General features: G+C 66.5%; 24 protein-coding genes and 1 pseudogene. 14 read left to right on the top strand and 11 right to left on the bottom strand.

The window, feature by feature from the left end:
* Positions 1 to 43: 43 nt before the first annotated feature.
* The gene (locus tag LO55_RS08265) at positions 44 to 1147 is read right to left on the bottom strand and encodes an NHL repeat-containing protein (protein ID WP_071361109.1); all 1104 of its coding nucleotides are present in this window, start codon (positions 1145 to 1147) and stop codon (positions 44 to 46) included.
* Positions 1148 to 1713: 566 nt separating this feature from the next.
* On the opposite strand from LO55_RS08265, the gene leuA reads away from it, so the two are divergent.
* Positions 1714 to 3396: a 2-isopropylmalate synthase gene (gene leuA, locus LO55_RS08260; RefSeq protein ID WP_071363721.1), complete on the top strand. Its 1683-nt coding sequence runs from the start codon at positions 1714 to 1716 to the stop codon at positions 3394 to 3396.
* 45 nt (positions 3397 to 3441) lie between these two features.
* On the opposite strand, the gene infA is transcribed toward leuA, so the two are convergent.
* The 3 genes from infA to LO55_RS08245 all read right to left on the bottom strand — a co-directional run bounded on the left by infA (position 3442) and on the right by LO55_RS08245 (position 6067).
* Positions 3442 to 3708, bottom strand: a complete 267-nt coding sequence (infA, locus tag LO55_RS08255) for a translation initiation factor IF-1 (RefSeq protein WP_005664553.1) — start codon at positions 3706 to 3708, stop codon at positions 3442 to 3444.
* Positions 3709 to 4086: 378 nt separating this feature from the next.
* On the bottom strand, positions 4087 to 4344 hold the full coding sequence (locus LO55_RS08250) for a hypothetical protein (RefSeq protein WP_005664552.1): 258 nt from the start codon (positions 4342 to 4344) through the stop codon (positions 4087 to 4089).
* A gap of 73 nt (positions 4345 to 4417) precedes the next feature.
* Positions 4418 to 6067, bottom strand: coding sequence for an ATP-binding domain-containing protein (locus LO55_RS08245; RefSeq protein WP_071361108.1), 1650 nt, complete (start codon positions 6065 to 6067; stop codon positions 4418 to 4420).
* Between the two features lie 243 nt (positions 6068 to 6310).
* Here LO55_RS08245 and LO55_RS08240 point away from each other — a divergent pair, with 243 nt between their 5' ends.
* The 8 genes from LO55_RS08240 to LO55_RS08205 all read left to right on the top strand — a co-directional run bounded on the left by LO55_RS08240 (position 6311) and on the right by LO55_RS08205 (position 14589).
* Positions 6311 to 9664, top strand: a complete 3354-nt coding sequence (locus LO55_RS08240) for a DUF6701 domain-containing protein (RefSeq protein WP_071361107.1) — start codon at positions 6311 to 6313, stop codon at positions 9662 to 9664.
* A complete protein-coding gene (locus tag LO55_RS08235) occupies positions 9661 to 10146 on the top strand; it encodes a GspH/FimT family pseudopilin (protein ID WP_071361106.1) in 486 nt (161 codons plus the stop codon). The genes LO55_RS08240 and LO55_RS08235 overlap by 4 nt, the downstream gene beginning before the upstream one ends.
* Complete coding sequence (locus tag LO55_RS08230) at positions 10136 to 10597, top strand: type II secretion system protein (protein WP_177185512.1); 462 nt, start codon at positions 10136 to 10138, stop codon at positions 10595 to 10597. The genes LO55_RS08235 and LO55_RS08230 overlap by 11 nt, the downstream gene beginning before the upstream one ends.
* A gap of 5 nt (positions 10598 to 10602) precedes the next feature.
* The gene (locus tag LO55_RS08225) at positions 10603 to 11460 is read left to right on the top strand and encodes a prepilin-type N-terminal cleavage/methylation domain-containing protein (protein ID WP_177185511.1); all 858 of its coding nucleotides are present in this window, start codon (positions 10603 to 10605) and stop codon (positions 11458 to 11460) included.
* A complete protein-coding gene (locus tag LO55_RS08220; RefSeq protein WP_071361103.1) occupies positions 11457 to 11945 on the top strand; it encodes a hypothetical protein in 489 nt (162 codons plus the stop codon). Before LO55_RS08225 ends, LO55_RS08220 begins: the two co-directional genes overlap by 4 nt.
* Positions 11946 to 12044: 99 nt before the next feature.
* Positions 12045 to 12779: an SDR family oxidoreductase gene (locus LO55_RS08215; RefSeq protein WP_071361102.1), complete on the top strand. Its 735-nt coding sequence runs from the start codon at positions 12045 to 12047 to the stop codon at positions 12777 to 12779.
* A 91-nt stretch (positions 12780 to 12870) separates the two neighbouring features.
* Positions 12871 to 13794 (top strand): AraC family transcriptional regulator, encoded by a 924-nt coding sequence (locus tag LO55_RS08210; protein ID WP_071361101.1) that lies wholly within the window; start codon positions 12871 to 12873, stop codon positions 13792 to 13794.
* A 159-nt stretch (positions 13795 to 13953) separates the two neighbouring features.
* The gene (locus LO55_RS08205; RefSeq protein ID WP_071361100.1) at positions 13954 to 14589 is read left to right on the top strand and encodes an HAD hydrolase-like protein; all 636 of its coding nucleotides are present in this window, start codon (positions 13954 to 13956) and stop codon (positions 14587 to 14589) included.
* Positions 14590 to 14603: 14 nt separating this feature from the next.
* On the opposite strand, the gene LO55_RS08200 is transcribed toward LO55_RS08205, so the two are convergent.
* Positions 14604 to 14795 carry a hypothetical protein gene (locus LO55_RS08200; RefSeq protein WP_005664542.1) on the bottom strand — a complete coding sequence of 64 codons (192 nt, stop codon included), beginning with the start codon at positions 14793 to 14795 and terminating at the stop codon, positions 14604 to 14606.
* A 31-nt stretch (positions 14796 to 14826) separates the two neighbouring features.
* Complete coding sequence (locus tag LO55_RS08195) at positions 14827 to 16065, bottom strand: RtcB family protein (RefSeq protein WP_071361099.1); 1239 nt, start codon at positions 16063 to 16065, stop codon at positions 14827 to 14829.
* 119 nt (positions 16066 to 16184) lie between these two features.
* Between LO55_RS08195 and LO55_RS08190 the strand changes: the two genes are divergently transcribed.
* A complete protein-coding gene (locus tag LO55_RS08190; RefSeq protein WP_229409731.1) occupies positions 16185 to 16604 on the top strand; it encodes a hypothetical protein in 420 nt (139 codons plus the stop codon).
* Here the strand turns inward: LO55_RS08190 and LO55_RS08185 are convergent, their stop codons facing one another.
* The 3 genes and pseudogenes from LO55_RS08185 to folE form a co-directional block, all read right to left on the bottom strand.
* Positions 16605 to 17102, bottom strand: coding sequence for a phosphatase PAP2 family protein (locus LO55_RS08185; protein ID WP_229409730.1), 498 nt, complete (start codon positions 17100 to 17102; stop codon positions 16605 to 16607).
* A gap of 282 nt (positions 17103 to 17384) precedes the next feature.
* Positions 17385 to 17657: pseudogene (locus LO55_RS08180) on the bottom strand (transposase); the annotation flags it as partial.
* An 80-nt stretch (positions 17658 to 17737) separates the two neighbouring features.
* Positions 17738 to 18304 carry a GTP cyclohydrolase I FolE gene (gene folE, locus LO55_RS08175; protein ID WP_005664537.1) on the bottom strand — a complete coding sequence of 189 codons (567 nt, stop codon included), beginning with the start codon at positions 18302 to 18304 and terminating at the stop codon, positions 17738 to 17740.
* A gap of 143 nt (positions 18305 to 18447) precedes the next feature.
* On the opposite strand from folE, the gene LO55_RS08170 reads away from it, so the two are divergent.
* Entirely contained in the window at positions 18448 to 19359 is a 912-nt protein-coding gene (locus tag LO55_RS08170) for a hypothetical protein (RefSeq protein WP_071361098.1), read from the top strand.
* A 16-nt stretch (positions 19360 to 19375) separates the two neighbouring features.
* Here LO55_RS08170 and nudC read toward each other — a convergent pair whose 3' ends face one another.
* Positions 19376 to 20197, bottom strand: coding sequence for an NAD(+) diphosphatase (gene nudC, locus LO55_RS08165; RefSeq protein WP_083415247.1), 822 nt, complete (start codon positions 20195 to 20197; stop codon positions 19376 to 19378).
* A 327-nt stretch (positions 20198 to 20524) separates the two neighbouring features.
* On the opposite strand from nudC, the gene LO55_RS08160 reads away from it, so the two are divergent.
* The 3 genes from LO55_RS08160 to LO55_RS08150 all read left to right on the top strand — a co-directional run bounded on the left by LO55_RS08160 (position 20525) and on the right by LO55_RS08150 (position 24701).
* A complete protein-coding gene (locus LO55_RS08160) occupies positions 20525 to 22108 on the top strand; it encodes a carbamoyltransferase C-terminal domain-containing protein (protein ID WP_229410100.1) in 1584 nt (527 codons plus the stop codon).
* 343 nt (positions 22109 to 22451) lie between these two features.
* A complete protein-coding gene (locus tag LO55_RS08155; RefSeq protein WP_229410098.1) occupies positions 22452 to 23522 on the top strand; it encodes a N,N-dimethylformamidase beta subunit family domain-containing protein in 1071 nt (356 codons plus the stop codon).
* 126 nt (positions 23523 to 23648) lie between these two features.
* Positions 23649 to 24701 carry a glycosyltransferase family 9 protein gene (locus LO55_RS08150; protein WP_083415244.1) on the top strand — a complete coding sequence of 351 codons (1053 nt, stop codon included), beginning with the start codon at positions 23649 to 23651 and terminating at the stop codon, positions 24699 to 24701.
* A gap of 61 nt (positions 24702 to 24762) precedes the next feature.
* Here LO55_RS08150 and LO55_RS27280 read toward each other — a convergent pair whose 3' ends face one another.
* Positions 24763 to 26415, bottom strand: coding sequence for a methyl-accepting chemotaxis protein (locus LO55_RS27280; protein ID WP_071361095.1), 1653 nt, complete (start codon positions 26413 to 26415; stop codon positions 24763 to 24765).
* Between the last annotated feature and the right edge of the window lies 1 nt (position 26416).

Raw genomic sequence — 26416 nt, 5'->3', positions numbered from 1 at the left:
ATCCGGGAAGCTTGCACGATCATCCGAAGATGCGGGTCAGCGCCTACGGCAGCCTGATCTTGACCACCGCATTTCCGGACGTGACATACAGGTTGCCCTTGCCATCCGTGACGATGCCGCGCACGTCGGCCAGGCTGCCCGGCAAGTCGCCGGTGCGCAGGGTCGTCGAGCGCGTCGAGCCCGCTAACGTCGTGACCACGCCTTCCGGCGTGATCCTGCGCACCAGGTTGTTGATCGCATCGGCTGCATACACATTGCCGCGCGGGTCGACCGTCAGCGCCACCACCTGCTCGAAGCGCGCGGCGGTGCCGATGCCGTTGTTCGATCCCCGGGCATTCGCTGCGCCGGCCAGGAAAATCATATTGTTGACGCCAATCACGCCGTTCGGGTTCCAGCGGCTGATCTCGCGGTCCAGGTCGAACACGAACACGTTGTTGTTGTTGTCCACCGCCACGCCGCGCGGCTCGAACAGGCTCACCCCCGTCAGGTTGTTGACGACGGATTGGCCTTCCAGCATCAGTGTATTGTCCCCCGCAATCCTGCGCGTACTGTAGCTGTTGGTGATGAACAGGTTATCGTTAGCATCGACCGCGATCGCGCCAGGCACCACGGAGGCCAGCCGGCCGTCGCTGACGTTGTTCCCGATGGGGATCGTGGCCGTCGTGCTGACGCGTCCAGCGGAGGTAATGCTCCGGATGCGCAGATTATCGGCGACATAAATTGTTCCGCGCCTGTTCACCGCCACGGCCACCGGATTACCGAAGCGGGCATTGCCCGCGTCGCCATCGACAAAGCCGCTGGTGCCGGCCGCCCCAGCCACCGTCGTGACAACGCCTGCCGGCGTGATCTTGCGAATGACGAAGTTGCCGGTGTCCGCGACATACAGATTGTCATCGGCATCGATCGCAATACCCTGCGGCCATTTGAAGCGCGCAGCCGTGCCGGCGCCGTCCATCGTGCCCTCGATCGTCGGATCGCCCGCCAGGATCGACAGCGCGGCCTGCGGCGGGGGAGATTCGCCGCCATCCTCGTCGTCCTCGTCCTTCGGTATGCCGTCGCCACAGGCGGAGCACAGCAGCATCAGGGCGGCGGCGCCACACAGCTTGAGGCGAAGTCGGGCAGTGTCAGTCACGGAACGGCGAGTCATGAATCTCTCCAAAAAGGTCCGTCTTCGATGCTACCACGCAGCAAACTACCGGCCGCTGTTCTCAGCCATGGTAGCTGCATAAACTGCATCGCCAGTGCGCCCCACGGCGTCGAAGTGACACTTTCGCCAAACAACCCACGTAATCAACGCGGCGAATTTCCCGTACTTTCTTTTCCACAATCGGCACTTTCCCGCTTGACATACGGCCAAGAGTTCCTTAAAGTCGAAATTATGTCTTTCACCCTGCATCTGTCGACCTCCCTACCAGCCGCCGGCGCGCTATCGCTGGCTGCCCTGCTACTACGCGCGTAACGCTCCGCCGTACGTCCCGGCACCGCCGGCCCCAACAGCAGTAGGATTCGCACCGATGTCTACCACGCCATTTTTCGCACCATCGCATTTTCCCACCGGGCTCGTCCTGGCGGCAGGCTCGCGCGCAGGCATTCGCCTGCTGCTAAAGCTACCGATCGGTTGCCGGGCCTAGCGTTTTCGTGGCCCGTCCGGCAGCCTGTCGCCACCTCGCAGACCCACAAGGTCGCCCAGTGACCACCCCATCAGGAGCCCCGATCATGCTGAACAATCCCGCCACCAAATACCGTCCCTTCCCCGCCGTCCCGTTGGCCGACCGCCAATGGCCGAGCCGCACCATCACCACGCCGCCGATCTGGATGAGCACCGACCTGCGCGACGGTAACCAGGCCTTGATCGAGCCGATGAGCGTCGAGAAGAAGCTGCGCTTCTTCAAGATGCTGGTCAAGATCGGTATCAAGGAAATCGAGGTCGGCTTCCCGTCGGCCTCGCAGACCGACTTCGATTTCGTGCGCATGCTGGTGGAAGACAAGCACATTCCGGACGACGTCACCATCATCGTGCTGACCCAGTCGCGCGATGAGCTGATCCGCCGCACGGTGGAGTCGGCGGTCGGCGCCAAGCGCGCCATCGTCCACGTCTACAACTCGGTGGCGCCGGTGTTCCGCCGCGTGGTGTTCGGCATGGAGCGCGACGAGATCGTGCAGATTGCGGTCAAGGGCGTCCAGCTGATCAAGGAACTGGTGGCCCAGCATCCGCAGACCCAATGGGGCCTGGAGTATTCGCCGGAATCGTTCTCGACCACCGAACTCGATTTCTCCAAGCAGATCACCGACGCGGTCAGCGCCGTATGGCAGCCGACGCCGGACAACAAGATGATCGTCAACCTGCCGTCGACCGTCGAGGCGGCGACGCCGAACGTCTATGCCGACCAGATCGAATGGATGTGCCGCCACCTGAACAACCGCGAATCGCTGGTCATCAGCGTCCACCCGCACAATGACCGCGGCACCGCCGTCGCCGCCGCCGAGCTGGCGGTAATGGCCGGCGCCGACCGCGTCGAGGGCTGCCTGTTCGGCAACGGCGAACGCACCGGCAACGTCGACCTGGTCACCCTGGCGATGAACCTGTACACGCAGGGCGTCAATCCCGGCCTGGACTTCTCGGACATCGACGCGGTGCGCCAACTGGTCGAGGACTGCAACCAGCTGCCGGTGCATCCGCGCCATCCGTATGCGGGCGACCTGGTGTTCACCGCCTTCTCGGGCTCGCACCAGGACGCGATCAAGAAGGGCTTCGCCAAGCAGCAGCCCGACGCGATCTGGGAAGTGCCGTATCTGCCGATCGACCCGGCCGACCTGGGCCGCAGCTACGACGCCGTCATCCGCGTCAACAGCCAGTCGGGCAAGGGCGGCATGGCCTATCTGCTGGAACAGGAATACGGCCTGCAGCTTCCACGGCGCCTGCAAATCGAGTTTTCGCGCGCCGTGCAGCGCGTGGCCGACGAGAGCGGCCGCGAGATCAACGCGGGCGACCTGCACGCCCTGTTCGCGCGCGAATACCTGGAACAGGACGAGCCGTATCACTACATCTCGCACCGCATGGTCGAGGACAGCGAGCACGAAGTCCAGCTCGACGTGACCGTGACGCGCCACCATGCGCAGCAAGCCTTCGCCGGCACCGGCAATGGCCCGATCGACGCCTTCGTGAACGCGCTGGGCCTGGAAATCCGCCTGATGGACTACCACGAGCATGCGATCGGCTCGGGCGCCGATGCGCGCGCGGCCTGCTACGTCGAACTGCGCGTGGGGAATGGCCTGACGCTGTTCGGCGTGGGCATCGACAGCAATATCGTGACCGCCTCGTTCAAGTCGGTGCTGTCGGCGGTGAACCGTCACATGGCGGCGAGCGCAGAGAATCCGGCCGCGCTGGCGGCCTGAAGTTCCAGGCGGGGCGGCGCACGCCCTGCCGGCGCCGCCGATCGATCAGCGGCGGCGCTGCGGCGCGCGGCGCGGGCCGGCCGGTCCGCGCGACTCGAGATGGCGGAACACGATGCGACCCTTGGTCAGGTCGTAGGGCGAGAGCTCCAACGTGACGCGGTCGCCCATCAGGATGCGGATGTGGTTCTTCTTCATGCGGCCGGCTGTGTAGGCGATCATCTTGTGGCCGTTTTCCAGCTCGACGCGAAAACGCAGTTCGGGCAGCACTTCCGACACGAGGCCGTTCATTTCGATCAGTTCTTCTTTTGCCATGCGGGTTCTCCTGGGGATGCGGCGCCGGCAGGCGCCGGGCGTCGTTGATGCGGGGGGATCATGGGGCCCGGCATCGAGCGCCAGGAGAGGGATGAAAAAAAAGCCCGCATCCTGCGGGCTTCGTTTCAAAGCATTACCGATTTATCGCCGCTCCCGCCCATGCTATCTGCGTGGTGCCGGAGCTATGGGCGCCCGCGCTATCTGCGCGGTGCGTCCGCTGTACAGGCTGACTGACATACCGAAAACACGTCCTCCGGAAAGTCGCGCACTGCACAGGCGCGGTCACGGATCGGAGGACTTTCGACCAGGCGTGGCCTGATCGAGCAGCCGAGTATAACAGCATTTTTGTGCGGCGCACAAAATAATGTTCGTACTGTCTCAATGCGGCATCGGCTCTTCGCCGTCGTCGCGGCCGGCCGTGAAGCGTTCGGCCGCGGTCGACGCATCGTCGTCGGCTCGCGAATGGACGGCCGCCTCGGGTGGATCGAGCATGTCGGCCAGCATGGCCTGCAGTTCCGGCGTGTCCCAGTCCTCGCCGGCGCGCTGCCGGCGGTGGATGTAATGCTGGATCTCGCTATGCTGTTCGGCGGTCAATGGCAAGCCGTGGAACGTGGTGCCCGGGGTCGCTTCGCGCATGCTGCCTCCTGTGCCCTGCCGATGTGGCCGGATGCACCGACTATACGCCGGCGCGGGCCGGGCGGCGCGCGCTTCACGCCGTGGCGCCCGGGCCGCTCATCCGGTCCAGCATCTGCAGCGAGGCGCGCTCGCTCATCACCAGCACCAGCTTCAGGCGCGCGCGCGTCATGCCAACGAAGAGTTTGCGCAGCGCGCGCTCGTCCAGCTCCTCGAAGTCGATCTCGGTGAAGATCAGCGCCGGCGCCGACTGACCCTTGAAGCGGTACACCGACTCCGCCAGCAAGCCCCCTTCGCGAAACACCGGGTTCCCGAACAAGTCATAGGCCCCGGTGAACGAGCGCAGCGTGTGCGAATCGCTCAGCCGGTCGAGCTTCAGGATGGCCGATTTTTCGCGTCCGCGAAACGCGCAGATCGCGATGTCCTGGCGCCCGAAGCCCGCAGCCAGGCACGAAGTGACGGCGCGCCGGGTCTGCGCCAGCATCGCTTCCTCGTCCCCTTCCGGATACGTCAGCTCCTCGATGTCGGCGCCCTTGAACGGGCTGCCCGCCTCCACCGGCTGGCGCGCGGCGCCGAGCGCCGTCAGCATGTCGACGATCTGGCGCGGGCTGCGGTAGTTGGTGTGCGAATGCAGGGTCACCCAGCCCGGCAGCGGCACCATCGCGCGGCCGTACAGGTTCTGGTCCGGGTCTTCCATCCAGATCGCGCGCCCACCCGGCTTGAGCATGCGCAGCACGATGTCGCGCCAGGCCACCGAGAAATCCTGGCCTTCGTCGACGATCACCACGTCGAACTGCCAGGTTTCGGGCAGCTCGGCGTCCGTCATCGACGTCTCGATCTTGTCCCAGACGTCGGCCGCGCCGTAGTCGGGCGTGACGTCCTGTGCGCGCAGCCAGGCGTCGGACAGCATGTGGAAGGTGGCCACCCGCCCGCCGGCCGGGACCAGGCGTTCGATGTGGTCGGCCAGCGGCCGGTTGAAGCAGACGTAGAGCGGGCGCAGGCCGGCGTCGAGCGCGGCCGTGTATTCGGCCAGCGCCAGCTGGGTCTTGCCGCTGCCGGCGGTGCCGATCACGTGCAGGCGGAACGGAGAAAATTCCAGCCGCCGGGCCCATGTCGCCAGGCCGCCCGACAGCCGCGTCACCATCTTCACCGCATTGCCGATCATGGCGCTGGGATCGGGCCGCAGGTTCAGCGTGTCGCCCAAAAAGCGCGTGACCTTGTCGAAGTCGTCGGTGCGGTCGGTGACCGGCAGCGACTCGCGGATCACCCGCGCCAGCTTGGGCTTGTTGGTGGCGTCGATGATGTGGTCCGGGTCGATCCCGGCCAGCTGCTGGTCGCGCACGATGTAGTCGGGGCAGTACAGCAGATAGTCGACCGACAGCGTGCCGTGGTAGCGCTTGGTCAGCCCCTCGATGGTCGCCAGGATCTGGCTGCGGATCTTGCGCGGCTTGCCCTGGTAGCTTTTCACCAGGCCTTCCGGGGTCTCGTTCAGGAAGCCGGCGACCTGCTCGATCACCAGGATGCGGCCGTTCGGGGCGAGCACGATGAAATCGACGTCGCCATACACCGAGTAACCCTGCTCGACATTGGTCCAGTGCACGCCGTGGTAGATGACGTAGGGGGTGTCGGCCAGGCGCTGCTCGAGATACGTCAGGGTTTCGATCTCGCGCGCGGCGGCGCCGGTGACCGCCATCTCGCGCCAGCCGGCTGGTTGAATATGGGCCATGGTGTCCGCAAGCGTTAGTAAGGTGGAAACTATTGTAAGTCTGTTTCCATGATAGTCACACACCGTTGTCCGGGGAACGCATTCTTGGGCGGGAATGCGACCAGATCGTTGCCGAAGTGAAAAACTTATTGTCGCCTGGCGGCAATCCGGTGCACACTTTCGGGAATTACGCTTAGCGTCAGGGTCTTCGTGCATTTTCCTTCCGTTCTTACAGCAATTCCAGCGCTGCGCCTGTGGACGTGGATGCTGCTGTGCGTGCTGTGCCTGACGCAGGCGCCGGCGCAAGCTGGCGAGGTGCATGCCTTCAATGGAAGCAGGGTGAAAGGTTGCCAACTCGACGGCAAGGCATACACCTGCGGCAACCTGCCCTCGAGCGCATGGGACGACTCGATGGCGATCGCCAACGGCTACAGCGTCCATATCAGATCCAGTATCAGTCCGGGCTGGGACTATGGCGTGTCGATGTCCGGCAGCGCGCGCCTGAGCAGCGGGGGTTCCATCAACCTCAACGGGATCAACCCGGAAAAGATCAGAATCTCCGGGGGTTCGTTCGACGCGGCCGGCGAGTTCTCCCTGACCAGGCCGGTCCGCGTGACCGCCAACGTGACGGCCGGCTCCATGACGCTCGGGGGCGAAGCGGGCTTCCAGATCACCGGCAATATGGTCTCGAAAGGCGCGGTGTCGGTCGCCACCAGCGCCATCATCAACGGCTCGGTCAGCGGCGGCCAGGTCACCGTCGGCTCGTCGGTCAGGATCAGCGGCAGCCTGGCCGGGACGGGAGCCGTGTCGATCGGCTCCAGCACTACCATCGGCGCGGGAGTCAGCGGTTCGTCCATCACGGCCGACTCCTCGGTGACCGTGACCGGCAACGTGGCGTCGGCCGGCGAGGTGTCGATCGGCTCCAGCGGCATCGTCAACGGCTCGGTCAGCGGTGCCCAGGTCACCACCAACTCATCGGTCAAGATCAGCGGCAGCGTGACCGCGACGGGGAAGGTGTCGATCGGCTCCAGCAGCACCGTCGGCGCGGATGTCACCGGCACCTCCATCACCACCGACGCTTCGGTCACGATCACCGGCACGGTCAAGGCCAGCGACGTCCTGACGGTCGGCTCCCATTCGACGATCCGCGGGCCGGTCAGCGGCACGAACTCGATCACGCTCAACTCCCCGTCGACCATCGTCGGCACGGTGAGCTCGAAAGGGCCGATCACGATCGGCTCGCACGCGAACATCGATGGCGCGATCAGCGGCACCGTCGTCACTACCGGCTCGCCGGTGACCCTGAAAGGCGATATCGTCGCCACCAGCCGCTTCACGCTGGCGTCGGGCAGCACGGTCAACGGCAATATCACCTCGCCTGAAATCGAGATGTATGCGGCCAGCAGCATCGTCACCGGCAAGGTCACGGCGTCGACATACCTCACCATGGGACACGCGGTGCGCATCAACGGCGACGTCGACACCGGCCAGCTCAAGCTGGAAGCCTCCGACGCGCTCATCAACGGCAATGCGGCGGTCGACTTCGCGACCCTGTACTGGCATGGCCGCGTCAGCGAAAAGATCTTCTGCAAGAAGGGCACGCGGCCGGGTTACTGCGATTGCGTCGACAACCAGAGCGACTATCCGGTCAATACCGCCAACGGGCCACGCTGCGAGGCACCCAAGCCGGCAGCCGGGGCGCTCGACCACTTCCTGATTTCGCACGATGGCAGCGGCTCGGTGTGCGCGCCGGAATCGGTGACGGTCGCCGCCTGCGCCAATGCCGATTGCAGCAGCAAGTTCACCGGCGGCGCGCAGGTCAAGCTATTCCCCGGCAACGTGAGCGCGGACACCGGCAGCACCGGCACGGTCAAGGCGACCGTCTCGCGCCACACGGTGGGCTCCGAAACGCTGCGCCTGACGTCCGGCGGCACCACGCCGGTACGCTGCATCCGCAGTACTCCCGGCGAGAACAGCGTGAATAGCTGCGACATGAGCTTTGCCGGCGCCGGCTTCGAGATCGAGGTCCAGCCTTTCAGGGCGGGCGAGAGCATCCAGGCGATCATCAAGGCCCGGGAGAAAAGCGACAACACCGACTCCTGCGTCGCCAAGTTCAAGGAACAGACGATCGACGTCGAATACAGCTGCGCCTATGTCCGGCCGGGCACCGGCGGCGAAGCCCTGAACGTGACCGGCGGCAGCGGCATCGCCCTCGCCTGCGCTGCCGGCAAGGCGCAAACCCTGGCGACCTTGTTCGACAGGTATGGCGACGCCAAGGTAACGCTGGCCTACGAGGATGCCGGTGAGTTGGGCCTGAAAGCGAAGTCCGGCGAAGTGGAAGGCGAGGCCACCTTTGGCGTCGCACCTTACAAGTTCGGTCTCACAGCGCCGGCAGGGCCGATCCACGCGGGCGATACGTTCGATGTGGCAGTGTCGGCGCTCAGCAAGAACAACAAGGTCACGGCGAACTTCGACAAGGCGAAGCTGCCGCCTAGCGCGACCATGACGAATATTTCCCTGAACTGCGTGCGTCCGGTCGGCGCCATAGCCGGTCAACTCACGAAGAAAGCATTCGAGTTCGGCGAAGGAAAGGCCACCGCGGCGGTGTCGTGGAACGAAGCCGGCAGCCTTCAGCTGACGGCAAAGACGGAGACGACATTCCTGAATACCGGCTTGGACACCGTGGGCAGCACGCAGGCCACCAACGGAACCGACCATTGCACCAGCGTCGGGCCGGTCATTCCAAAGTACTTCCTGGTCGAGCAGTTCAACGAGCCACGCAAGCCGCTCGACTTCTTCTATGCGGGCGAGCCGATTCCCGTCAAGGTCACGGCAATGAACGCCGCGGGCCAGGCGACCGAAAACTATTCGGACGGCATCGTCAGCCAGACTGTCACGCTCACTGCCTACGACAAGGAAGGCAAGACAGCGAACCCGAACGGCGGTGTCCTGGGATCCGCGACGATCGCGGCGAGCGCCTTCGCCAAGGGCGTGGCGCGCGCCAATCCCACCTATTCCTCGCCGGCCGACGCCAATGGCAAGCGACTGCCGCTCGCGCCCGGCGTGATGCGCCTGCGCGCGCAGAACGCCGACAATACGGTCGGCTCGGGCGGCGACGATAGTCATGAAAAAGCGCAGCCGGAAATTCGCAGCGGGCGCCTGCGCATCGCCACGCTGTTCGGCCGCGCCGGCTCCACGCTCGATCTACCGGTCACGGTGGAATACTGGAGCGGCGCCAGCTGGCTCCTCAACAACAGGGATGACTTCACCATCGTGCCTGCCGCGGCCATCGCCCAGACCTCGCATGCCCACGCCAACGGCAGCGGCGCCAAGCCCAAGACCCAGGTCTTTTCCGATCTGAAGCTCGATGGCGGCAAGGCCAAATTGCCAGTCCAGGGCGATGCGGCGGGCTGGATCGACATTGCCTTCAACCTCGGCATCGACACCACGCACGACCAGTCCTGCCTGAAGGCCGACCCGATCCGCACCAGTGCTGGCGCCAAGCTGCCCTGGCTGCAATCGCTCGGCGGCTGCGCCGATCCATCCGGCCGCGCCACCTTCGGCATCTTCGCGCCCGAGAGCAAACGCATCATCCACATGCGCGAGGTGTTCAATTGAAGCGCGCATGGCGGCGCCAGGACGGCTTCTCGATGGTCGAACTGATCACGGTGATGGTGCTGATCGGCGTGCTGGCCGCGATCGGCATTCCGCGGCTGATGGGCGGGAACAGCATCAATGCCGTCGTCTTCGGCGACCAGGTGGCCAGCGCCTTGCGCACCGCCCAGAAGAGCGCGGTGGCCAAGCGCCGCATCGTGTGCGTGACGACCTTCGAGCGGCGCATTGAACTGCGCATCAGCACGGCTGCCGGCACGGCCGCCTGCAACCTGCAGCTCGACGGCGCCAACGATGGCGCCTTCGACAGCAGCGATGGCAAGATCAGCATGAACAACCCGCAGCCCGCCCTGTTCTTCCGTCCGGACGGCACGGTCGCCGCCACGGCGGGCAATGCGCCGCTCGCGGGCTTCGACATCACGGTCAGCGATTCGAGCGGCGTGCGGCGCACGATCCACGTCGACGGGAGGACCGGCCTTGTCAATTAAACGCATGGCCGGGATGACCCTGGTCGAGCTGATCATCGCCATCGCGATCGTGGGCACGGCGCTGGCCGGCCTGGTCGCGGTCTACAACCGCGCCAACGTCGCCAGCGCCGACCCCTTGATCACCCAGCAGATGCTGGCGATCGCCGAAACCATGATGGAAGAGATCATGCTCAAGCCCTACCTCACAGAGGGCGGCAGTGCCGCACAGCCTGAAAACCGCGCCGACTATACCGAGGTCACTCACTACAACGGATATGCGACCAGCGGCGGCATCGTCGACGTGGCCGGCGCTCCGATCGCAGGCCTCGACCGCTACGACGTCGCGGTCAGCGTCACACCGGCAACGCTGACGGACATCGCCGATGCAGACAATGTCCGGCGCATCCAGGTGGTGGTGACGGAAAGCGGCGGCCAGCAATTGCAGCTCACCGGCTGGAGGACCAGGCCATGACAGCCATGAAGCGCCCCCTCGCGCGCGGCTTCACGCTGGTCGAGCTGATCGTCGTCATCGTCCTGATCGGCATCATCGGCGGCGTGCTCGTCCTGCAGCTGCTGCCGGCGATCCGCAGCTACCTGCTGGTCGGGCAACGCGCGGCGCTGACCAACCAGGCCGACACCGCCTTGCGCAAGATCGTCGGCGAAGTGCGCAGCGCGGTGCCCAATTCGCTGCGGCTCGGATCGTCCACGTGCATGGAACTGGTGCCGACCAAGGATGGCGGCCGCTACCGCATGGGTCCCCACATCGAAGGCAACACTGTGGCCGGCGACTTCCTCGACGATACCGAACCCAGGGACCGCTTCGACGTGCTGACCGACTACGTCAATGCGCCCGTGCCGGGCGATGCCATCGTGATCGGCAACCAGAACACGAGCGACGTTTATGACCAGGTGAACGTCGGCATCGTCAATGCATCGGGCGCTCCCACCAACGCCGCCACCGGGGTGTCCAGCATCACCCTCGACGCCCCCATCCGGGTCCCGCCGGGCTATGACGGCGGACGTTTCGTCATCGTGCCGAAGGACGAAAAAGTCGTCACCTACCTGTGCCTCGGTGCGGAGCTGGCCGGAGGCACCGGCGCAGGCAAGCTGTACCGCCTCGCCGACGCAAGCTTCCACTTCAACGAGACCTGCCCGGCAGCGGCGCCGGCCGGCGCCGCGCTGGTGGCGGACAAGGTATCGCATTGCGCCTTCATCTATTCTCCCAACCAGGGCGCGACCCAGGAAAGCGGCTTCATCCAGCTGCAGCTGACCCTGAGCGACAAGGGCGAGTCGGTCCCGCTCACCATCGGCGCCCACGTGGACAACGTGCCATGAGCCAGACGCGCCCACAATCCGGCTTCGCCTATATCGCGGCGATCGTGTTCCTGGTGGTGGTCGCCGGGATTGCGGTAGCCCTGCTGCAGCTGACCAATACCCAGCAAGCCACCGTCAACCAGGCCCTGCTCGGCGCCCGCGCCGGCCTGGCGGCGCGCGCCGGCATCGAATGGGTCTACCAGGGCCTGGGCAGCCGTTGCACGCCAACGGGCGCCGTCACGGACCTCGGCGATTTCGTCGACGCCAGCGGTTTCCGGGTCACGGTCACCTGCTCCTACCGCGTCTTCCGCGAAGGCCAACACCCCGGCGCCAACGGCGAGCCGGAAGCGACCGTCAAGCACATCTACACGATCCAGTCGGTCGCCTGCAACCGCAATGGCCCCGGCGCTTGCCCGGACGACGGCAGCGTCCCACGGCCGGACTACGTGGAACGCAAACGGGTCGCCACCGTCTGCATGACTGCCGATAATAATCCCTGCTACTAAATAATTATCCGCAACGAAACAATGATGGTGGTTTCGCAGCAATGATCTTTTTCCGATAACAGCGCATCATGGAGTCCTCAACCAACCCGAGGAGTATCCATGACCCCATCCAAAGTTGCCATCGTCACCGGCGCCTCGCGCGGCATCGGCGCCGCCGTCGCCCGCCGCCTGGCCGAAGACGGCTACCGCGTCGCCATCAACTACGCCAGCAATACCCAGGAAGCCGAGAAAACCGTCGCCGCCCTGCGCGCCGCCGGCCACACCGCCATCGCGATCCAGGCCGACGTCGCCCAGCCCGACCAGGTGCGCGCCTTGTTCGACACCACCGAGCGCGAGCTGGGCAAGGTCGACGTCCTGGTCAACAATGCCGGCATCCTCAAGACGGTGCCGCTGGCCGATACCTCCGACGAGCTGTTCGCGCGCACCTTCGCCATCAATGTGCAGGGCAGCTTCAACACCATGCGCGAAGCGGCCACCCGCCTGAACGAAGACGGCAGCATCGTCAACTTTTCCACCAGCGTGGTCGGCCTCAAGCCGCCCGGCTACGCGATCTACGGCGCCACCAAGGCCGCCGTCGAGACGATGAGCCAGATCTTCGCCAAGGAGCTGCGCGGCCGCCGTATCCGCGTCAACGTGGTGGCGCCGGGTCCGGTGGCGACCGAGCTGTTCTTCGACGGCAAGACGCCCGAGCAGATCGCCCATTTCGCCGGGTTGCCGCCGCTGGAGCGCCTGGGCGAGCCGGAGGATATCGCCCGTGTCGTGTCCTTCCTGGCTGGCCCTGAGGCCGGCTGGGTCAACGGCCAGGTGCTGCGCGCCAACGGCGGCGTGGTGTAGCCGGAGGATTGGGCAATCCTTGCGGAGCATTTCACGCGCGTTATGGGGTGTAATAGGCGCATGAACCGCCACCGCCACGAGGAGACCGACGATGCAAGCGATCCGTGAACTCGCCGACCTGATTGCCCGCCATGCGCCCATCGAAGGCATGCACCGGAGCCCTGTTTCCGGCATGTGGCTGATCCGCAGCGACCGCACCACCGAACCGCTGCACGTGGTGCATGCGCCGGCGGTCTGCATCATCGCGCAAGGCGCCAAGCTGGTGTCGCTGGCCGGCAACGATTTCCATTACGACCCGGCCAAGTTCCTGGTGGTGTCGGTCGACCTGCCGGTGACCGGCTGCGTCACCCAGGCCAGCAAGGAAGAACCCTATCTGTGCCTGCGGGTCGACCTCGATCCCCAGGTGCTGGCCGCGCTCGACCTCGAACTGCCGGGGCGCCCCATGCCACGCGCACGCGGCGCGACGTCAGCGCGCGGCCTGTTCCTGAGCGAGACCACGCCTGGCCTGGCCGACGTCGCGGCGCGCCTGGTGCGCCTGCTCGAGGCGCCGCAAGACATTCCGGTGCTGGCCCCGCTGCTGTTGAAGGAGCTGCACTATCGCCTGCTCACCGGCGAACACGCCGACGTGGTGCGCCACATCGCGCGCGGCGAAGGCCGCATGGCCCAAGTCACGCGCGCGATCTGCTGGATCAAGGACAACTTCAACCGCCCGCTGAGCGTCGAACGCCTGGCCGGCGACGTGGGCATGAGTTCGTCGACCCTGCACGAGCACTTCAAGTCGGTGACATCGATGAGCCCCCTGCAATACCAGAAGCAGCTGCGCCTGCAGGAAGCGCGGCGCCTGATGCTCACCGGCGCCAAGGACGCGGCGCGCGCAGGCCATGCGGTCGGCTACGAGAGCAGCTCGCAGTTCTCGCGCGAGTACGCGCGCTTCTTCGGCATGTCGCCGGGGCGCGACTCGACGCGGCTGCGCCAGTCACTCGATGGCGCCAGCCTGCTGCAGGCGGTGCGCTAGGCGGCCACCGGCGCGCCGCGGACCCGCTCCAGGATGCGCTGCGCGCTCGGTTCCTGGATCAGCAGCGCGCGGCGCCTGCGGGCGATTGGAAACCAGGCGTCACCCCATGGCCGCCGTCTCCTATAATCGCGCCATGACCACTCCTTCCCGGCTCCCCGCATGAGCTACCGCCTGGCGATCTTCGACTTCGACGGCACGCTGGCCGATTCCTGGCCCTTCTTTTTGAGCGTGTTCAACGATATCGCCGACCAGCACGGCTTCCGGCGGGTCGACGCCGAGCAGGCCGAGCGGCTGCGCCACTACGGTCCGCGCGACGTCATGCGCCACGTCGGCATGCCGGCCTGGAAGCTGCCGTTCGCCTCGCGCTCCTTCATCGACCGCATGCGCGCCGTCACCGGCGCCGGCCGCATCCCGCTGTTCGACGGCATCGGCCCGATCCTGCGCGAGCTCGACCGCGCCGGCGTGCGGCTGGCGGTGGTCTCCTCGAATGCCGAGGAGAACGTGCGCGCCGTGCTCGGGCCCGAGCTGGCGGCCCTGATGCGGCAGTACGAATGCGGCATGTCGATCTTCGGCAAGGCCGCGCGCATCCGCAAGGTGGTGCGGCTGGCGAGCACGCCGCCGTCGCAGGCGCTGTACGTGGGCGACCAGACCACCGACGCCGACGCCGCGCGCCGCGCCGGCATCGCCTTCGGCGCGGTCAGCTGGGGCTATGCGCCGATCGAGACGCTGCGCCGGGTGGCGCCGGAGCGCGAGTTCGGCGCGCCGGCCGACCTGCTGTCGCTGGCGCGGCGCTAGCATCCCCGGCAGATTCAGCTGCCGAAGTCGGCGTTGCGCTCGAGCGCCTTGCGTACCGCCGTGACCAGGCCGGCATAGCTGCCGGCGCGGCACAGGTTGTCGGGCGGCGTCGATGGCGCCGGATTGCGCTGCGGATCGTGCACCTCGGAGGGTGGCGCAACCGGCGCATTGCCGCGACGGGCAGTCAGGCTCTGGTCTTCAGTCATGGACAGGCTCGCTTGATGGTAGATGGGGCGCTCATCCCTTCACGCACACCACCTGCTTGAGGGTGTGGACCACGTCGACCAGCTCGCGCTGGGCGTGCATGACGGCGTCGATATCCTTGTAGGCCATCGGAATTTCATCGATCACGCCTTCGTCCTTGCGGCATTCGACCCCGCGCGTGGCGCGCTCCTGGTCGGCCACCGTGAAGCGGCGCTTGGCTTCGGTGCGGCTCATCACGCGACCCGCGCCATGGCTGCAGCTATTGAAGCTTTCTGGATTACCCTTGCCGCGCACGATGAAACTGCGCGCGCCCATCGAACCGGGGATGATGCCCAGCTCGCCTTCGCGCGCCGATACCGCGCCCTTGCGCGTGATCAGGACGTCCTTGCCGAAGTGGCGCTCGCGCTGCACATAGTTATGGTGGCAATTGACTGCTTCCACATGCGTCTCGAAAGGCTTCTTGATCACGCTGCGTACGGCGTGGATCAGGTTCTGCATCATGACTTCGCGGTTGATGCGTGCGAACTTCTGGGCCCAGCCGACCGCCTCGACGTAGTCGTCGTAGTGCTGGGTGCCTTCTTCGAGGTAGGCCAGGTCCTGGTCCGGCAGGTTGACCATGTGGCGCCGCATGTCCTGGCGCGCCAGCTCGATGAAATGGGTGCCGATCGCATTGCCCACGCCGCGCGAGCCGGAATGCAGCATCAGCCAGACGAAGTTTTCCTCGTCCAGGCAAACCTCGACGAAATGGTTGCCGCTGCCCAGGGTGCCCAGGTGCTTGTAGTGGTTCGCATGCCGCAGCTTCGGATACTTGCGGCAGATCTCGTCGAACTCGTTCCTGAGCCTGGCCCAGCCGGCATCGACGGTCGGCGGCGGATTGTTCCAGGAACCGACGTCGCGGCCCTTGGCGTGCCGTGTCTTGGGCGACATGCCATGCGGCACCGCCTGCTCGATGGCGCTGCGCAGCCTGCCCAGGTTGTCGGGCAAGTCGTCGGCGCGCAGGGTGGTCTTGGCGGCCATCATGCCGCAGCCGATGTCGACGCCGACCGCGGCCGGGATCACCGCCCCCAGGGTCGGGATCACGCTGCCGATCGTCGATCCCTTGCCAACATGGACGTCGGGCATGACGGCGACATGGTGGAAGACGAACGGCAGTTGCGCCAGTTTCGACAACTGTTCCTTCGCCTCCGGCTCGACCGGCACGCCCCTGGTCCACATCTTCACGGGACGACTGGCCGTCGGGCCGCCGAGCACTTCGTAGTCGTTCTTTTCCATGCGGCGCATGATGGCGCAAAACGACAATCCATGCTGTCCGCCTGAATTGGCGCCGTCCTTATCGCTATTGCTATACTCGGCACACCACACTGTTGCATGAATGAACAATGACACTGCCGATGCGCCTTCCCCTCATCCTCCTGGCTCCGCTGCTGTTGACCGGCTGCTTCATCGAGACGGCCACCTATTCCATCGATCCCAATACCGATCACGCGATCACGGTCAGGGTCGAGAAAGAAACCTTTTGGGCCAAGGAAGGAACGCTGCGCGTGATCATGTCGCGCCTGCCGGAATGCCAGCGCCAGCTCGAGCTGGGGTCGGTATGGCTGTCGGGTTTGCAGGTCGAGTTGTTCGGCAACGGCAACAACGTGTATACCCTGCGCGCCGACGACCAGGCCTGGCAGATCGACACCACGGGCTGCACCGAGCTGGCAGCGCCGGATGCCGACGCCGTCACCGGCCTGCCGCTGGGAATCTTCGAACTCGGCGATGACGACAAGCTGACCTTCGAAAAGCCGGAAGCGTCGACTGAAGAATAATCAGGGCCGCAGCCACCCGCGTCCGATCGGCAGCGCCAGCAGCCGGTGATAGACCAGTTCGAGCGCCGGCAGCGCCCGTGCGCAGGCGGCCTGCGCCAGCGGCGTATAGGCCAGCAGCGCAAAGCCGCCCGACACCAGCAAGGCCCCGATCATGTCTTTCGGCCAATGCACGCCGAGATAGACGCGCGACCAGGCCACGAGCAGCGAGATCGGCAGCATCACCAGTCCCAGGCTGCGCGCCAGCGGCACGCGGCTGAAGGCCAGCACCAGCGCCACCGAGAAGATGCTGGTCGCGTGGTCGCTGGGGAAAGAGCTGTCGGGGGCATGCAGCAGGAAGGTATGGCCGATCTCGGCCACGAAGGGACGCGGGCTGTACCACAGGTGGCCGATCATGGCGTTCAAGGTCAGCGCACAGGCCGCCGCCAGGAAGGCGCGCAGCGCCACCTCGCGCCGCGGACCCGTCCCACTGGCCCACAACAAGACCAGGGAAAAAGGCACCAGGAAAATCAGCCATTCGGCTGCAAACATAGCCCCCAACAATTGCCAGCCAGTCAGGCCAGCATGGGCATTCAGGGCGGAAAACAGGATCAGATTGACGTGCTCGAACATGGCGCGGGGCTATTGATGAAAAATTGATAACTTTTTCCATAGCTTAGCCCATCCATTCCTGCGCACCTTTGGCAAAGTGCAACAGAATGTGACAAAAAAGTGACAGCTCGTGCGGGGCGCCTAGCGTTTGTGCATCAAGGAGCGCAGCTGGGCGAGTTCGGCCTGCCTCTCCGCTTTCTCCAGCACGCTTTCGAGCAGCGACTGGCCGTTCTCGCGCTGCATGGTCCACTGGGTGAAATATTCGTGCACGGTGCGCCAGGGCGGATAGCCGGCCGGCATCGCACGCCAGGTAGTGCCGGTGTGCAGGAAGTACAGCACGGCGCAGAACACATCGTATAAATCATGCTTGCGCGGACGCGTCTTGCGCCGGGCCGCCTCGAGCATGGCGCGTATCGCCTCGAACTGCTCGCGAGGAATATCGCTGGGATAGGCTGGACGATCCATATTGACCTCCAAAACAACTTGGAGGTCCTGATCTGGAACAGGTTCCCGTTGTATTTACAAGGTAACCTATTCCCGGGATCTCAGTCGCGCGCCAGCGCGAGGAACTCGGTGCGCAGCGCCAGGTTCGGTTGCAGCTCGCCCAGCAGGGTCGAGGTGATGGTTTCTTCGCCGATGGCGCGGATGCCGCGGCTTTCCATGCACATATGGCGGCACTTGACGACGACGCCGACGGCCTTCGGTTCCAGCACTTCCATCAGCGCATTGGCGATCTGCATCGTCATGCGTTCCTGCACCTGCAGCCGCTTGGAGAAGATGTCGACCAGGCGGGTCAGCTTCGACAGGCCCACGATCTTTCCGTTCGGCAGGTAGCCGACGGTGGCCTTGCCGAAGAACGGCGCCAGGTGGTGTTCGCAGTGGCTGTAGACCGGAATGCCGCGCACCACGATCAGTTCATTGTATTCCTCGGCGCCATCCTCGAACGCCTTGAGCACTTCCACCGGATCCTGGTTGTAGCCCGAGGTCCAGTGCTTCCAGGCTTTCGCGACGCGTGCCGGCGTTTCGACCAGGCCCGGACGTTCCGGATTTTCGCCCAGGCTGGTCAGGAGACGACGCCAGTCGTGTTCGGTGAAAGCTTCTTTGTCAGACATGGTGCACCTTAAAAAAACGATTGCCGCAAGTATATAGGTAAGCACCGTAGCCGGCTGGCGGCCGCCCTATTCTTGAGGAAAATTAAATCCGATATGACACAGATCGCTTAGCGTTGAGTGTGGTTCCAGCCTGGGAGAGCGCTATGTTCGGCAGCACGGTTCTGGAAGTCGCCATCGGCCTGGCATTTTGCTACGGCACCCTGGCGCTGGTCGTCACCACCTTGCAGGAAGCGCTGGCAGCAAGCTTCCGCCTGCGCGCCGGCATGCTGCAGGATGCCATCAAGCGCATGCTGAACGATCCCCGCTTCGACGCCACGGCGCGGGCGCTGTACGCGCATCCGCTGGTCAACCCGCGCGCCGGTGCGCTCGATCCCGGCGCACGCCTGCCCGCCGGGCTGCGCCCATCCTACATCGAACCGGCAAACTTCGCGATCGCGCTGATCGACGCCATCCGCGGCGGTCAGGGCTCGCTCGAGGCCGACATCGCCGCGGTTCCCGATCCCCAGTTGCGGCGCACCCTGCAGACCCTGTACCAGCAGGCGGGCGGCGACCTGCAGCGCTTCCAGGCGGCCCTTGCCGGCTGGTTCGAGACCGCCATGGAACGCCTGTCCGGCGTCTACAAGCGGCGCCAGCTCCTGATCTCGTTCCTGGTCTCGCTGCTGCTGACGATCCTGTTCAATATCGACAGCATCCACCTGTTCCAGACCCTGTGGCAGCATCCCGCCATGGCGGCCCACATCACTTCCGTGCCCGATGGGCTGGACGCCGACGTCATGGCCCAGCTGTGGGTGCTGCCGATCGGCTGGCAAGCCTTTCCGCCGCTGCTCGATGCCGATTTCGCGCTGCAGGCCTCGGGCTGGCTGGTCACCGCCAGCACCACCCTGTTCGGCGCGCCGTTCTGGTTCGACATCCTGCAGCGCGCGATCAACCTGCGCAGCACCGGCGCCAAGCCGGCCCCGCTCAATGTCGAACAGTCCCTGGCGCCCACGCCGGCGCCGGCCGCCGCCCGCGCGCCGGATGGCGTGACCGTGGTGGTGGCGCCGGCCCGGTCCTGAGCGTGCCGTCCGATCCCTAGCGGCCGGGCGGGCGATGGGCGTCCACCAGGACGCTCGAGATCGACATCTGCGGCACCCGCTCCGGCCATTCGTCGTTGGGTCCGAACCAGCGCGCCTCGGCGATCTCGCTGGCGTCGACCCGGATCTCGCCCTCGAGGTAGTCGGCCGTGAAGGCCAGCATCAGCGAATGCGGGAACGGCCACGACTGGCTGGAGAAGTAGCGCAGATTGTGCACGCGCAGGCCCACCTCTTCGAACACCTCGCGGTGGATCGCTTCCTCGATCGACTCGCCCGCTTCCAGGAAGCCGGCCAGCGGCACGAAACGCTGCGTCGCATGCTGCAGGTGCTTGGCCAGCAGCACCGAGTCGCCCTTGCGGATCAGCACCATCATGGCCGGCGAGATGCGCGGATAGGCCATGTGGCCGCAATTGACGCACTTGAAGCAACGCTCGCCGACGGCCAGCACGGTGCCGCTGCCGCACACGCCGCAGAAGCGGTGGGTGCGCGCCCACTCGGCCACTTGCGCCGCCCTTCCCGCGATGCCCACCAGCGCCTCGTCGATCACCCCGAACAGCGCACGCAGGCCGCGCCAGGCATGGCCCGGCGGCAGCGCCGGCTCCAGGTCGAACCAGCCGGCCTGGCAATACCGTCCGTCCAGCAAGCCCAGCGGCTGTAGCGTGTCGCGCGCCACGCCCATGCGCTCCAGCGCCGCCGCGTCCGGCAATGCCGGCCCGTCTTCGCGCACCAGGAGCTGTCCCTTGTGGAACAGGAAGTTCAAGGGTTCCGGGTCGGGATGCGGCGCGAACAGCGGCGTGAAGGAGGCGGGCGTCTGGAGCATGGTCGGGAAAATGGTGGCCAGGATCCATCGATGATACCGCCTTTCCGGTGAGCGTACCGGCGCCGGCCCGGCGCGGCCGGCCGAATTCGCCGCATGGCCGCGAACTAATCCTGAACGGTCGCGCTCAAAGAATGGCTGACTACCAATGGCTGACTACCGCACGCTGCCCGCTGCTTTCAATCCGGCATACACCGGCTGTCGTTCCCGGTGTTCAACCCACTGATCTGCCGCTGCGCTAACCAGGAGAAGACGATGGACGATACCCCCGTTGTGCTCGGCATAAACCGCGACCGGCATGCGAGCGTCTGCCTCATGCACGGTTCACACGTGCAATGGGCAATCCAGAAAGCGCGCCTCACCCGCCACCAGCACCACCCGGGAGAGCCGGGCGACATCGAGACCTTCTACCTGCCTTACCTGTCCGGGCTCGAACGGCCGCTCGACGTACTGGTCGAATGCCATGCATCCGGCGCGGGAGCCGGCGGGGTGGCAAACGCAGTGGCCGGCGAGGCGGCCGGCGGCGATGGCGACCATGCCCTCGTCTTCGCCCGCGGCGCGCGCCGCGCCCGCATCCCGCAGCACCTGGCGCACGTGGTGGGCGCCTTCCACCCGTCTCCCTTCCGCGAGGCCGCGGTGATGGTCGTGGGCGGCCGGGGCAGCGTGGGGGCCGACGGGCAGCGGGAAGTCGCCTCCTGCCATCGCGTCGACCGCGAACGCATCGCCCGCATCGGCCAGCAACTGAGGGGGGATGGCGACCAGCACCCCGCCGGGCTCGGCATGTTCTACGCCAGGCTCACCCAGGCGCTGTTCCCGGGCCAGGGCAACGAGGGCAAGGTGACCGACCTGGCGCCCTACGGCGATCCGCACGCGCTCGGCCTGCCGCCGCTCGAGGTCGACGGCATGCAGGTCGCCATCCCGCATGCCTGGCCGGTGCTGCTCGAAGACGCCGAGCGTTTCCGCTTCGGCTCGCCCAAGGCCGGCTTCACCGACTGCGCCAACCTGGCGGCGGCCGGCCAGCGCGCTTTCGAAGAAGCGCTGCTGGCGCTGGCCCGCTGGCTGCACGGGCGCACCGGCCTGGACGACCTGTGCCTCACCGGCGGCGCCGCCTTCAATGGCGCGGCCAATGCGCGCCTGCTGCGCGAAGGCCCGTTCCGGCGCGTGTTCGTGCCGCCGGCGCCGGGCGCGGCCGGCGCCGCCCTCGGCTGCGCCATCTACGGCCTGCTCGAGCTGGCCGGCCGCAGCGCCGACTTCCGCTGGACCCACGACTATCTCGGTCCGGCGCCCCAACTGGCCGACATCGAGGCGGCGCTCGACGGCGCGAGCGACCTGATCGTCGAGCATCCGCGCGGGCGCGACGCCCTGTGCGCGCGCATGCTCGACCTGCTGTGCTCGGGCCGGGTCGTCGGCCTGTACCAGGGCCGCAGCGAATTCGGCCCGCGCGGGCTGGGCCACCGCAGCATCCTGGCCGATCCGCGCCGCGAGCGCATGCGCGACTGGATCAACGCCCGCGTCAAGGAGCGCGAGTGGTTCCGCCCCTTCTCCCCGATGGTGGCCGAAGAGCGCGCGTCCCAGTATTTCGACCTGCAGGCGCCATCGCCCTTCATGCAGTTCGCGGTCCCGGTGCGCAGCAGCGTGATGCCGCTGCTGGCGGCGGTCACCCACGTCGACGGCAGCGCGCGCCTGCAGACGGTCGGTCCCAGCGACGATCCGGTGCTGCGCGCCCTGCTGGCCGGCTTCGAAGTGCGCACCGGGGTGCCGGTGCTGCTGGGCACCTCCTTGTGCGGCAGGCACGAGCCGCTGGTCGAAACGCCGCAAGAAGCCGTCGCCACTTTCCGGCGCCTGCCGCTGCACGGCCTGGCCATGCCGCCCTACCTCGTCATGAAGCGCCACGAACCAGGGTTGCCGGCATGATCCGCGGCTACCCACGCCATGCCAGCATCTGGCCCGGCGAACGCCTGCAGCTGCACGTGTCGACCGACCGGCCGCGCTTTCGCGCCGCACTGTACCGCTGGGGCGATGGTTTCGAGCCCGTCATGCGCAGCGACTGGTTGCCCGGCAAGCATGCCGTCGATGCCGATCCGGCCGACGACTGGCACTGGCCCGACTACTCGCTGGTGCTGGATCCGTCGCTGCGCTCCGGCGTCTACCTGGCCCAGCTCGAAGACGCCGGTCCGCGCCCGCCGCGGCTCGACCAGGATGCCGGCGCGGCCCTGTTCGTGGTGCGGGCCGAACCCGACGCCGCGGCCCCGCCCCCGTGCATGTCCCGAGCGGCGCCGACGCCGGCCGCCGCCCCGCGCGCCGCCTGTTGTACAAGCTGCCGCTGGCCACCTACCACGCCTACAACCGCAGCGGCGGTGGCGGCGGTGACTACCAGGCGGCGGCGCAGCGCGCCGCAACGCCGCCTGGGGCGCGGGTCTCGCTGCGCAGGCCGGGCGGCGGCATTGGCGGGCCGGTCTGGGGCGCCCCCGACCATTACGACTGCCGCTCGCCGCGCCAGACGTTCGCCCACTGGGACGCCCGCTTCGTGCGCTGGCTCGAGCGCAGCGGCTACGCGGTCGACTATTGCACCGATCTCGACATCCATGCCGATCCCGCCCTGCTCGGCCGCTACCGGCTGCTGGTCGGCGCCGGCCACGACGAATACTGGACCGAGGCGCGCCGCGACGCCGTCGAAGCCTTCGTCGAAGGCGGCGGCAACGTCGCCTTCTTCGGCGCCAAGCTGTGCTGGTGGCGCATCCACCTGGTCGACGGCGGCACGGCCCTGGTCTGCCGGCAGGACGGACCACAGGATGCGCACGACCACTGGTGGCAGCCGGGCGGCGCGGCCCGTCCAGAAGACAGCCTGAGCGGCGCCAGCTACCGCCACGGCGGCGGCTGGCGCGACGGCCCGCGCCACAGCGGCGGGTTCCGGGTCCAGGATGCCAGCCACTGGATATTCGCCGGCACCGGCCTGGCGCAGGGCGAGCGCTTCGGCCACGACACCTGGCCGCCCCTGGCCGGCCATGCCTGCGACGGCGCCCCGCTCGCCGCCTTCGACCACGACAGCGGCAAGGCGACCCTGTCCGCCTGGTGCGACCGCGCCGGCACGCCGCACGGTTACCAGGTGCTGGCGGCCTGCCACCTCGACCGCCACTGGCAAGATCTTCCTTCACGCGAGCGGCACGCCGCCCGCGAAGGCATCCACGCCGCCACGCTGGGCATCTACCAGCGCGGCGGCACCGTGTTCTCGGCCGGGACCACCGACTGGGCGCAAGTCATCGACGGGCCGCGCGACCGCCGCGTCGAACGCATCACGCGCAATGTGCTCGACCGTTTGCTGGCGTGATGCGTCCGCGGCTGGTTCACGAAGGGCAAGGCAGGGCTAGCGATATGTTTCGTGCAAGGCGAAGGGCAATCGGCGAACGACAAGAATTCGCCGCGATGAAAAACGATGTTGAGAGGAGAGAGAGCCATGCTCCGGCGACCATTGCTGCATCGCATTCCTATCCAATCGGTCGTGGTGTTTCGCGCACTGCATCTTGGCGACATGCTGTGTGCGGTCCCGGCCCTGCGCGCCCTGCGCACCGCCTTGCCCAAGGCCAGGATTGCCCTGGTCGGCCTGCCGTGGGCAGCGCAGTTCGTCCACCGGTTTGCCGCCTACCTCGATGAATTCCTGCCGTTTCCGGGCCATCCCCTGCTGCCCGAGCAAACCGTGCACCATGACGACCTGCCCCCGTTCTATGCGACCGTGTGCGCGCGCGAATTCAGCCTGGCCGTGCAACTGCACGGCAGCGGCGACATCGCGAACCACATCGTTTCCGGCTTCGGGGCGACCGCGATGGCGGGCCACTGCCGCGGCAAGCCATTGAGCACCGAAAAGACCGTTCTCGTCCCCTATCCCGAGACCGGCGCCGAGCCGGAACGCCTGCTGCACCTGGTCGGCCATCTCGGGGCGCCGGAGGCCGGCACGCACCTCGAGTTCCCGATCCTGCGCGAAGACGACGACGAGCTCGCTGCCAGCGGCCTGGCGGCAGGGCTCGAGCCGGGCAGCTATATCTGCGTGCACCCGGGAGCGCGCCAGCGCGACACCTGCTGGCCGCCGGAACGCTTCGCCAGGGTGGCCGATCGGCTTGCCGACGAGTTCGGCATGCGCATCGTCCTGACCGGATCGGCGGACGAGGCGCCGCTGGCGCAGGCGGTCGCCGATCGCATGCATGCGCCCGCCATCATCGCCGCCGCCCCGATCTCGATCGGCGCCATGGCGGCCCTGATGAGCCGCGCGCGCCTGCTGATCTGCAACGACACCGGGGTGTCGCACATCGCCGCCGGACTGGGCCTGAACAGCGTGGTCATCTTCAGCAAGGCCGACATCGCGCGCTGGGCGCCGCTCGACCGCCTGCGTCACCGCTGCATCTGGGACCCCGGCGCCGAGCGCGCCACCGTCGTGCTGCAACATGCGCGCACCCTGCTCACTGGCGCCGAACCCAGCAGGCAACGTGCGGCGGGGATGTGGCCTTACTGGTAAGCGCAGTCGCCCTGAACAGCCTGCGCAGCGGCCATCCGATCGGTCTTGGCGCCGGCAGGCGTCAGGCACGCGCCGGCGACCAGTGCGCCAGCTTTCTTGATGCGCTCGCCATTCCGGCCGGCGCAACCGGCGCCGAGGATTGCTGGCCTGCGGCCAGCTTGAAGACGCTGACGCGCTGTGCCAGTCCTGCGGCGCTGTCCTGCAGCGACTGGGCGGCGCCGGCGGCCTCCTCGACCAGCGCGGCATTCTGCTGGGTTCCCTGGTCCATCTGGCTGATGGCCTGGTGGATCTGTTCGATTCCGGCGCTCTGCTCGGCGCTGGCGGTGGTAATCTCGCCCATGATGTCGGCCACGCGGCGCACGCTTTGAACGATCTCTTCCATCGTCGCGCCAGCCTGGTCGACCAGGCGGCTGCCGCTGTCGACCTTGCCGACCGAATCGGTGATCAATTCCTTGATTTCCTTCGCGGCGCTGGCCGAGCGCTGGGCCAGGTTGCGCACTTCGGTCGCCACGACCGCGAAGCCGCGGCCCTGGTCGCCGGCCCGAGCCGCCTCGACCGCGGCATTCAGGGCCAGGATGTTGGTCTGGAAAGCGATGCCGTCGATCACCGCGATGATGTCGACGATCCTGCGCGCCGATGCATTGATTTCACCCATCGTGCCGATCACTTCGGTGACCACGGCGCCGCCGCGGGTGGCGACGTCCGATGCCGATGCTGCCAATCCATTGGCCTGGCGTGCGTTTTCCGCATTCTGGCGCACGGTGCTCGTGAGTTCCTCGACCGAGGCGGCGGTTTCTTCGATCGCGCTGGCCTGTTGCTCGGTACGCGCCGACAGGTCCAGGTTGCCCGCTGCGATCTGGGTGGAGGCGGTGGCGATGGTATCGCTGCCATTGCGCACGTCGCCGACGATGCCGGCCAGGCTTGCCGTCATGTCGCGCAGCGCGGCCAGCAGTTGACCGAACTCGTTACGCGAATCGACATCGATCCGCACACCCAGGTCACCGGCAGCTACACGGCGCGCCACGTCGACGGCCCTGGACAGCGGCGCGCCGATGGCACGCACCAGATAGACGGTGGCGCCGCAAGCCAGCAGCACGGCAAGCAGGATGGCTCCGACCACAACCATGTTCAGGGTGTCCAGTTCCGCGTGGAGTTGCTCGCTCTGCTGCTTGTTGCGCTCGTTCATGAACGCATCGAGATCCCGGTAGGCCTTCATGGCTTCGGCATACACCGGATTGATTTTTTTCCCCAGCATCTTATTTGCCTGGTCCCACTGACTGCCTTCGATGGCGCGCATGGCTTCATCGACCAGCGCCATCCCGAAGTTGTTGCTGACGTCGGCCCATTTTTCGATTTCTTGCCGCGTCTCGGGACGGACGACACTTGCACGCAGAGTGGCGATTTCCCTACGCAACTCTTCACTATTATTTGCGATGAACTGACTATGAACCGATAGCGGATGGTTATGGAGCGCCGCAAACCGATTTTCCGGGTTATGTTGCAATGCTTGCAGGATATGGCTTCGATTCATCTCCATACGCAGTTCGATGCTGGCGACAGCGGTTTGCTGGTTGGCTGCGCGCAGAGCGAGGTTCTCGAGCAGGTCGACCGCGCGCTGGGTGGTATGGAATCCGATGGCGCCAACGGCGATCGTCAGCAGGATGAGCACGCCGATCACGGCGGTGATCACGTGCTTGATACGTAGATTGTTCATG

Origin of the sequence: Massilia timonae (genome assembly GCF_001866515.1) — a bacterium.
GTDB classification, from domain to species: Bacteria; Pseudomonadota; Gammaproteobacteria; order Burkholderiales; family Burkholderiaceae_D; genus Telluria; species Telluria timonae.
The sequence above is the reverse complement of the archived record's forward strand: the minus strand, read 5'-3'. Positions and strand labels throughout refer to the sequence as shown.

Excerpts from the sequence above, each read along its gene's own strand:
- LO55_RS08200 (WP_005664542.1), bottom strand. The coding sequence starts at position 14,795 with ATGACTGAAGACCAGAGCCTGACTGCCCGTCGCGGCAATGCGCCGGTT.
- LO55_RS08170 (WP_071361098.1), top strand. The coding sequence starts at position 18,448 with ATGTTCGGCAGCACGGTTCTGGAAGTCGCCATCGGCCTGGCATTTTGC.
- LO55_RS08265 (WP_071361109.1), bottom strand. The coding sequence starts at position 1,147 with ATGACTCGCCGTTCCGTGACTGACACTGCCCGACTTCGCCTCAAGCTG.
- LO55_RS08220 (WP_071361103.1), top strand. The coding sequence starts at position 11,457 with ATGAGCCAGACGCGCCCACAATCCGGCTTCGCCTATATCGCGGCGATC.
- LO55_RS08240 (WP_071361107.1), top strand. The coding sequence starts at position 6,311 with ATGCTGCTGTGCGTGCTGTGCCTGACGCAGGCGCCGGCGCAAGCTGGC.
- LO55_RS08150 (WP_083415244.1), top strand. The coding sequence starts at position 23,649 with ATGCTCCGGCGACCATTGCTGCATCGCATTCCTATCCAATCGGTCGTG.
- LO55_RS27280 (WP_071361095.1), bottom strand. The coding sequence starts at position 26,415 with ATGAACAATCTACGTATCAAGCACGTGATCACCGCCGTGATCGGCGTG.
- LO55_RS08245 (WP_071361108.1), bottom strand. The coding sequence starts at position 6,067 with ATGGCCCATATTCAACCAGCCGGCTGGCGCGAGATGGCGGTCACCGGC.
- LO55_RS08215 (WP_071361102.1), top strand. The coding sequence starts at position 12,045 with ATGACCCCATCCAAAGTTGCCATCGTCACCGGCGCCTCGCGCGGCATC.
- nudC (WP_083415247.1), bottom strand. The coding sequence starts at position 20,197 with ATGCTCCAGACGCCCGCCTCCTTCACGCCGCTGTTCGCGCCGCATCCC.
- LO55_RS08190 (WP_229409731.1), top strand. The coding sequence starts at position 16,185 with ATGCGCCTTCCCCTCATCCTCCTGGCTCCGCTGCTGTTGACCGGCTGC.
- LO55_RS08225 (WP_177185511.1), top strand. The coding sequence starts at position 10,603 with ATGAAGCGCCCCCTCGCGCGCGGCTTCACGCTGGTCGAGCTGATCGTC.
- LO55_RS08250 (WP_005664552.1), bottom strand. The coding sequence starts at position 4,344 with ATGCGCGAAGCGACCCCGGGCACCACGTTCCACGGCTTGCCATTGACC.
- LO55_RS08210 (WP_071361101.1), top strand. The coding sequence starts at position 12,871 with ATGCAAGCGATCCGTGAACTCGCCGACCTGATTGCCCGCCATGCGCCC.
- LO55_RS08195 (WP_071361099.1), bottom strand. The coding sequence starts at position 16,065 with ATGGAAAAGAACGACTACGAAGTGCTCGGCGGCCCGACGGCCAGTCGT.
- LO55_RS08205 (WP_071361100.1), top strand. The coding sequence starts at position 13,954 with ATGAGCTACCGCCTGGCGATCTTCGACTTCGACGGCACGCTGGCCGAT.
- folE (WP_005664537.1), bottom strand. The coding sequence starts at position 18,304 with ATGTCTGACAAAGAAGCTTTCACCGAACACGACTGGCGTCGTCTCCTG.
- infA (WP_005664553.1), bottom strand. The coding sequence starts at position 3,708 with ATGGCAAAAGAAGAACTGATCGAAATGAACGGCCTCGTGTCGGAAGTG.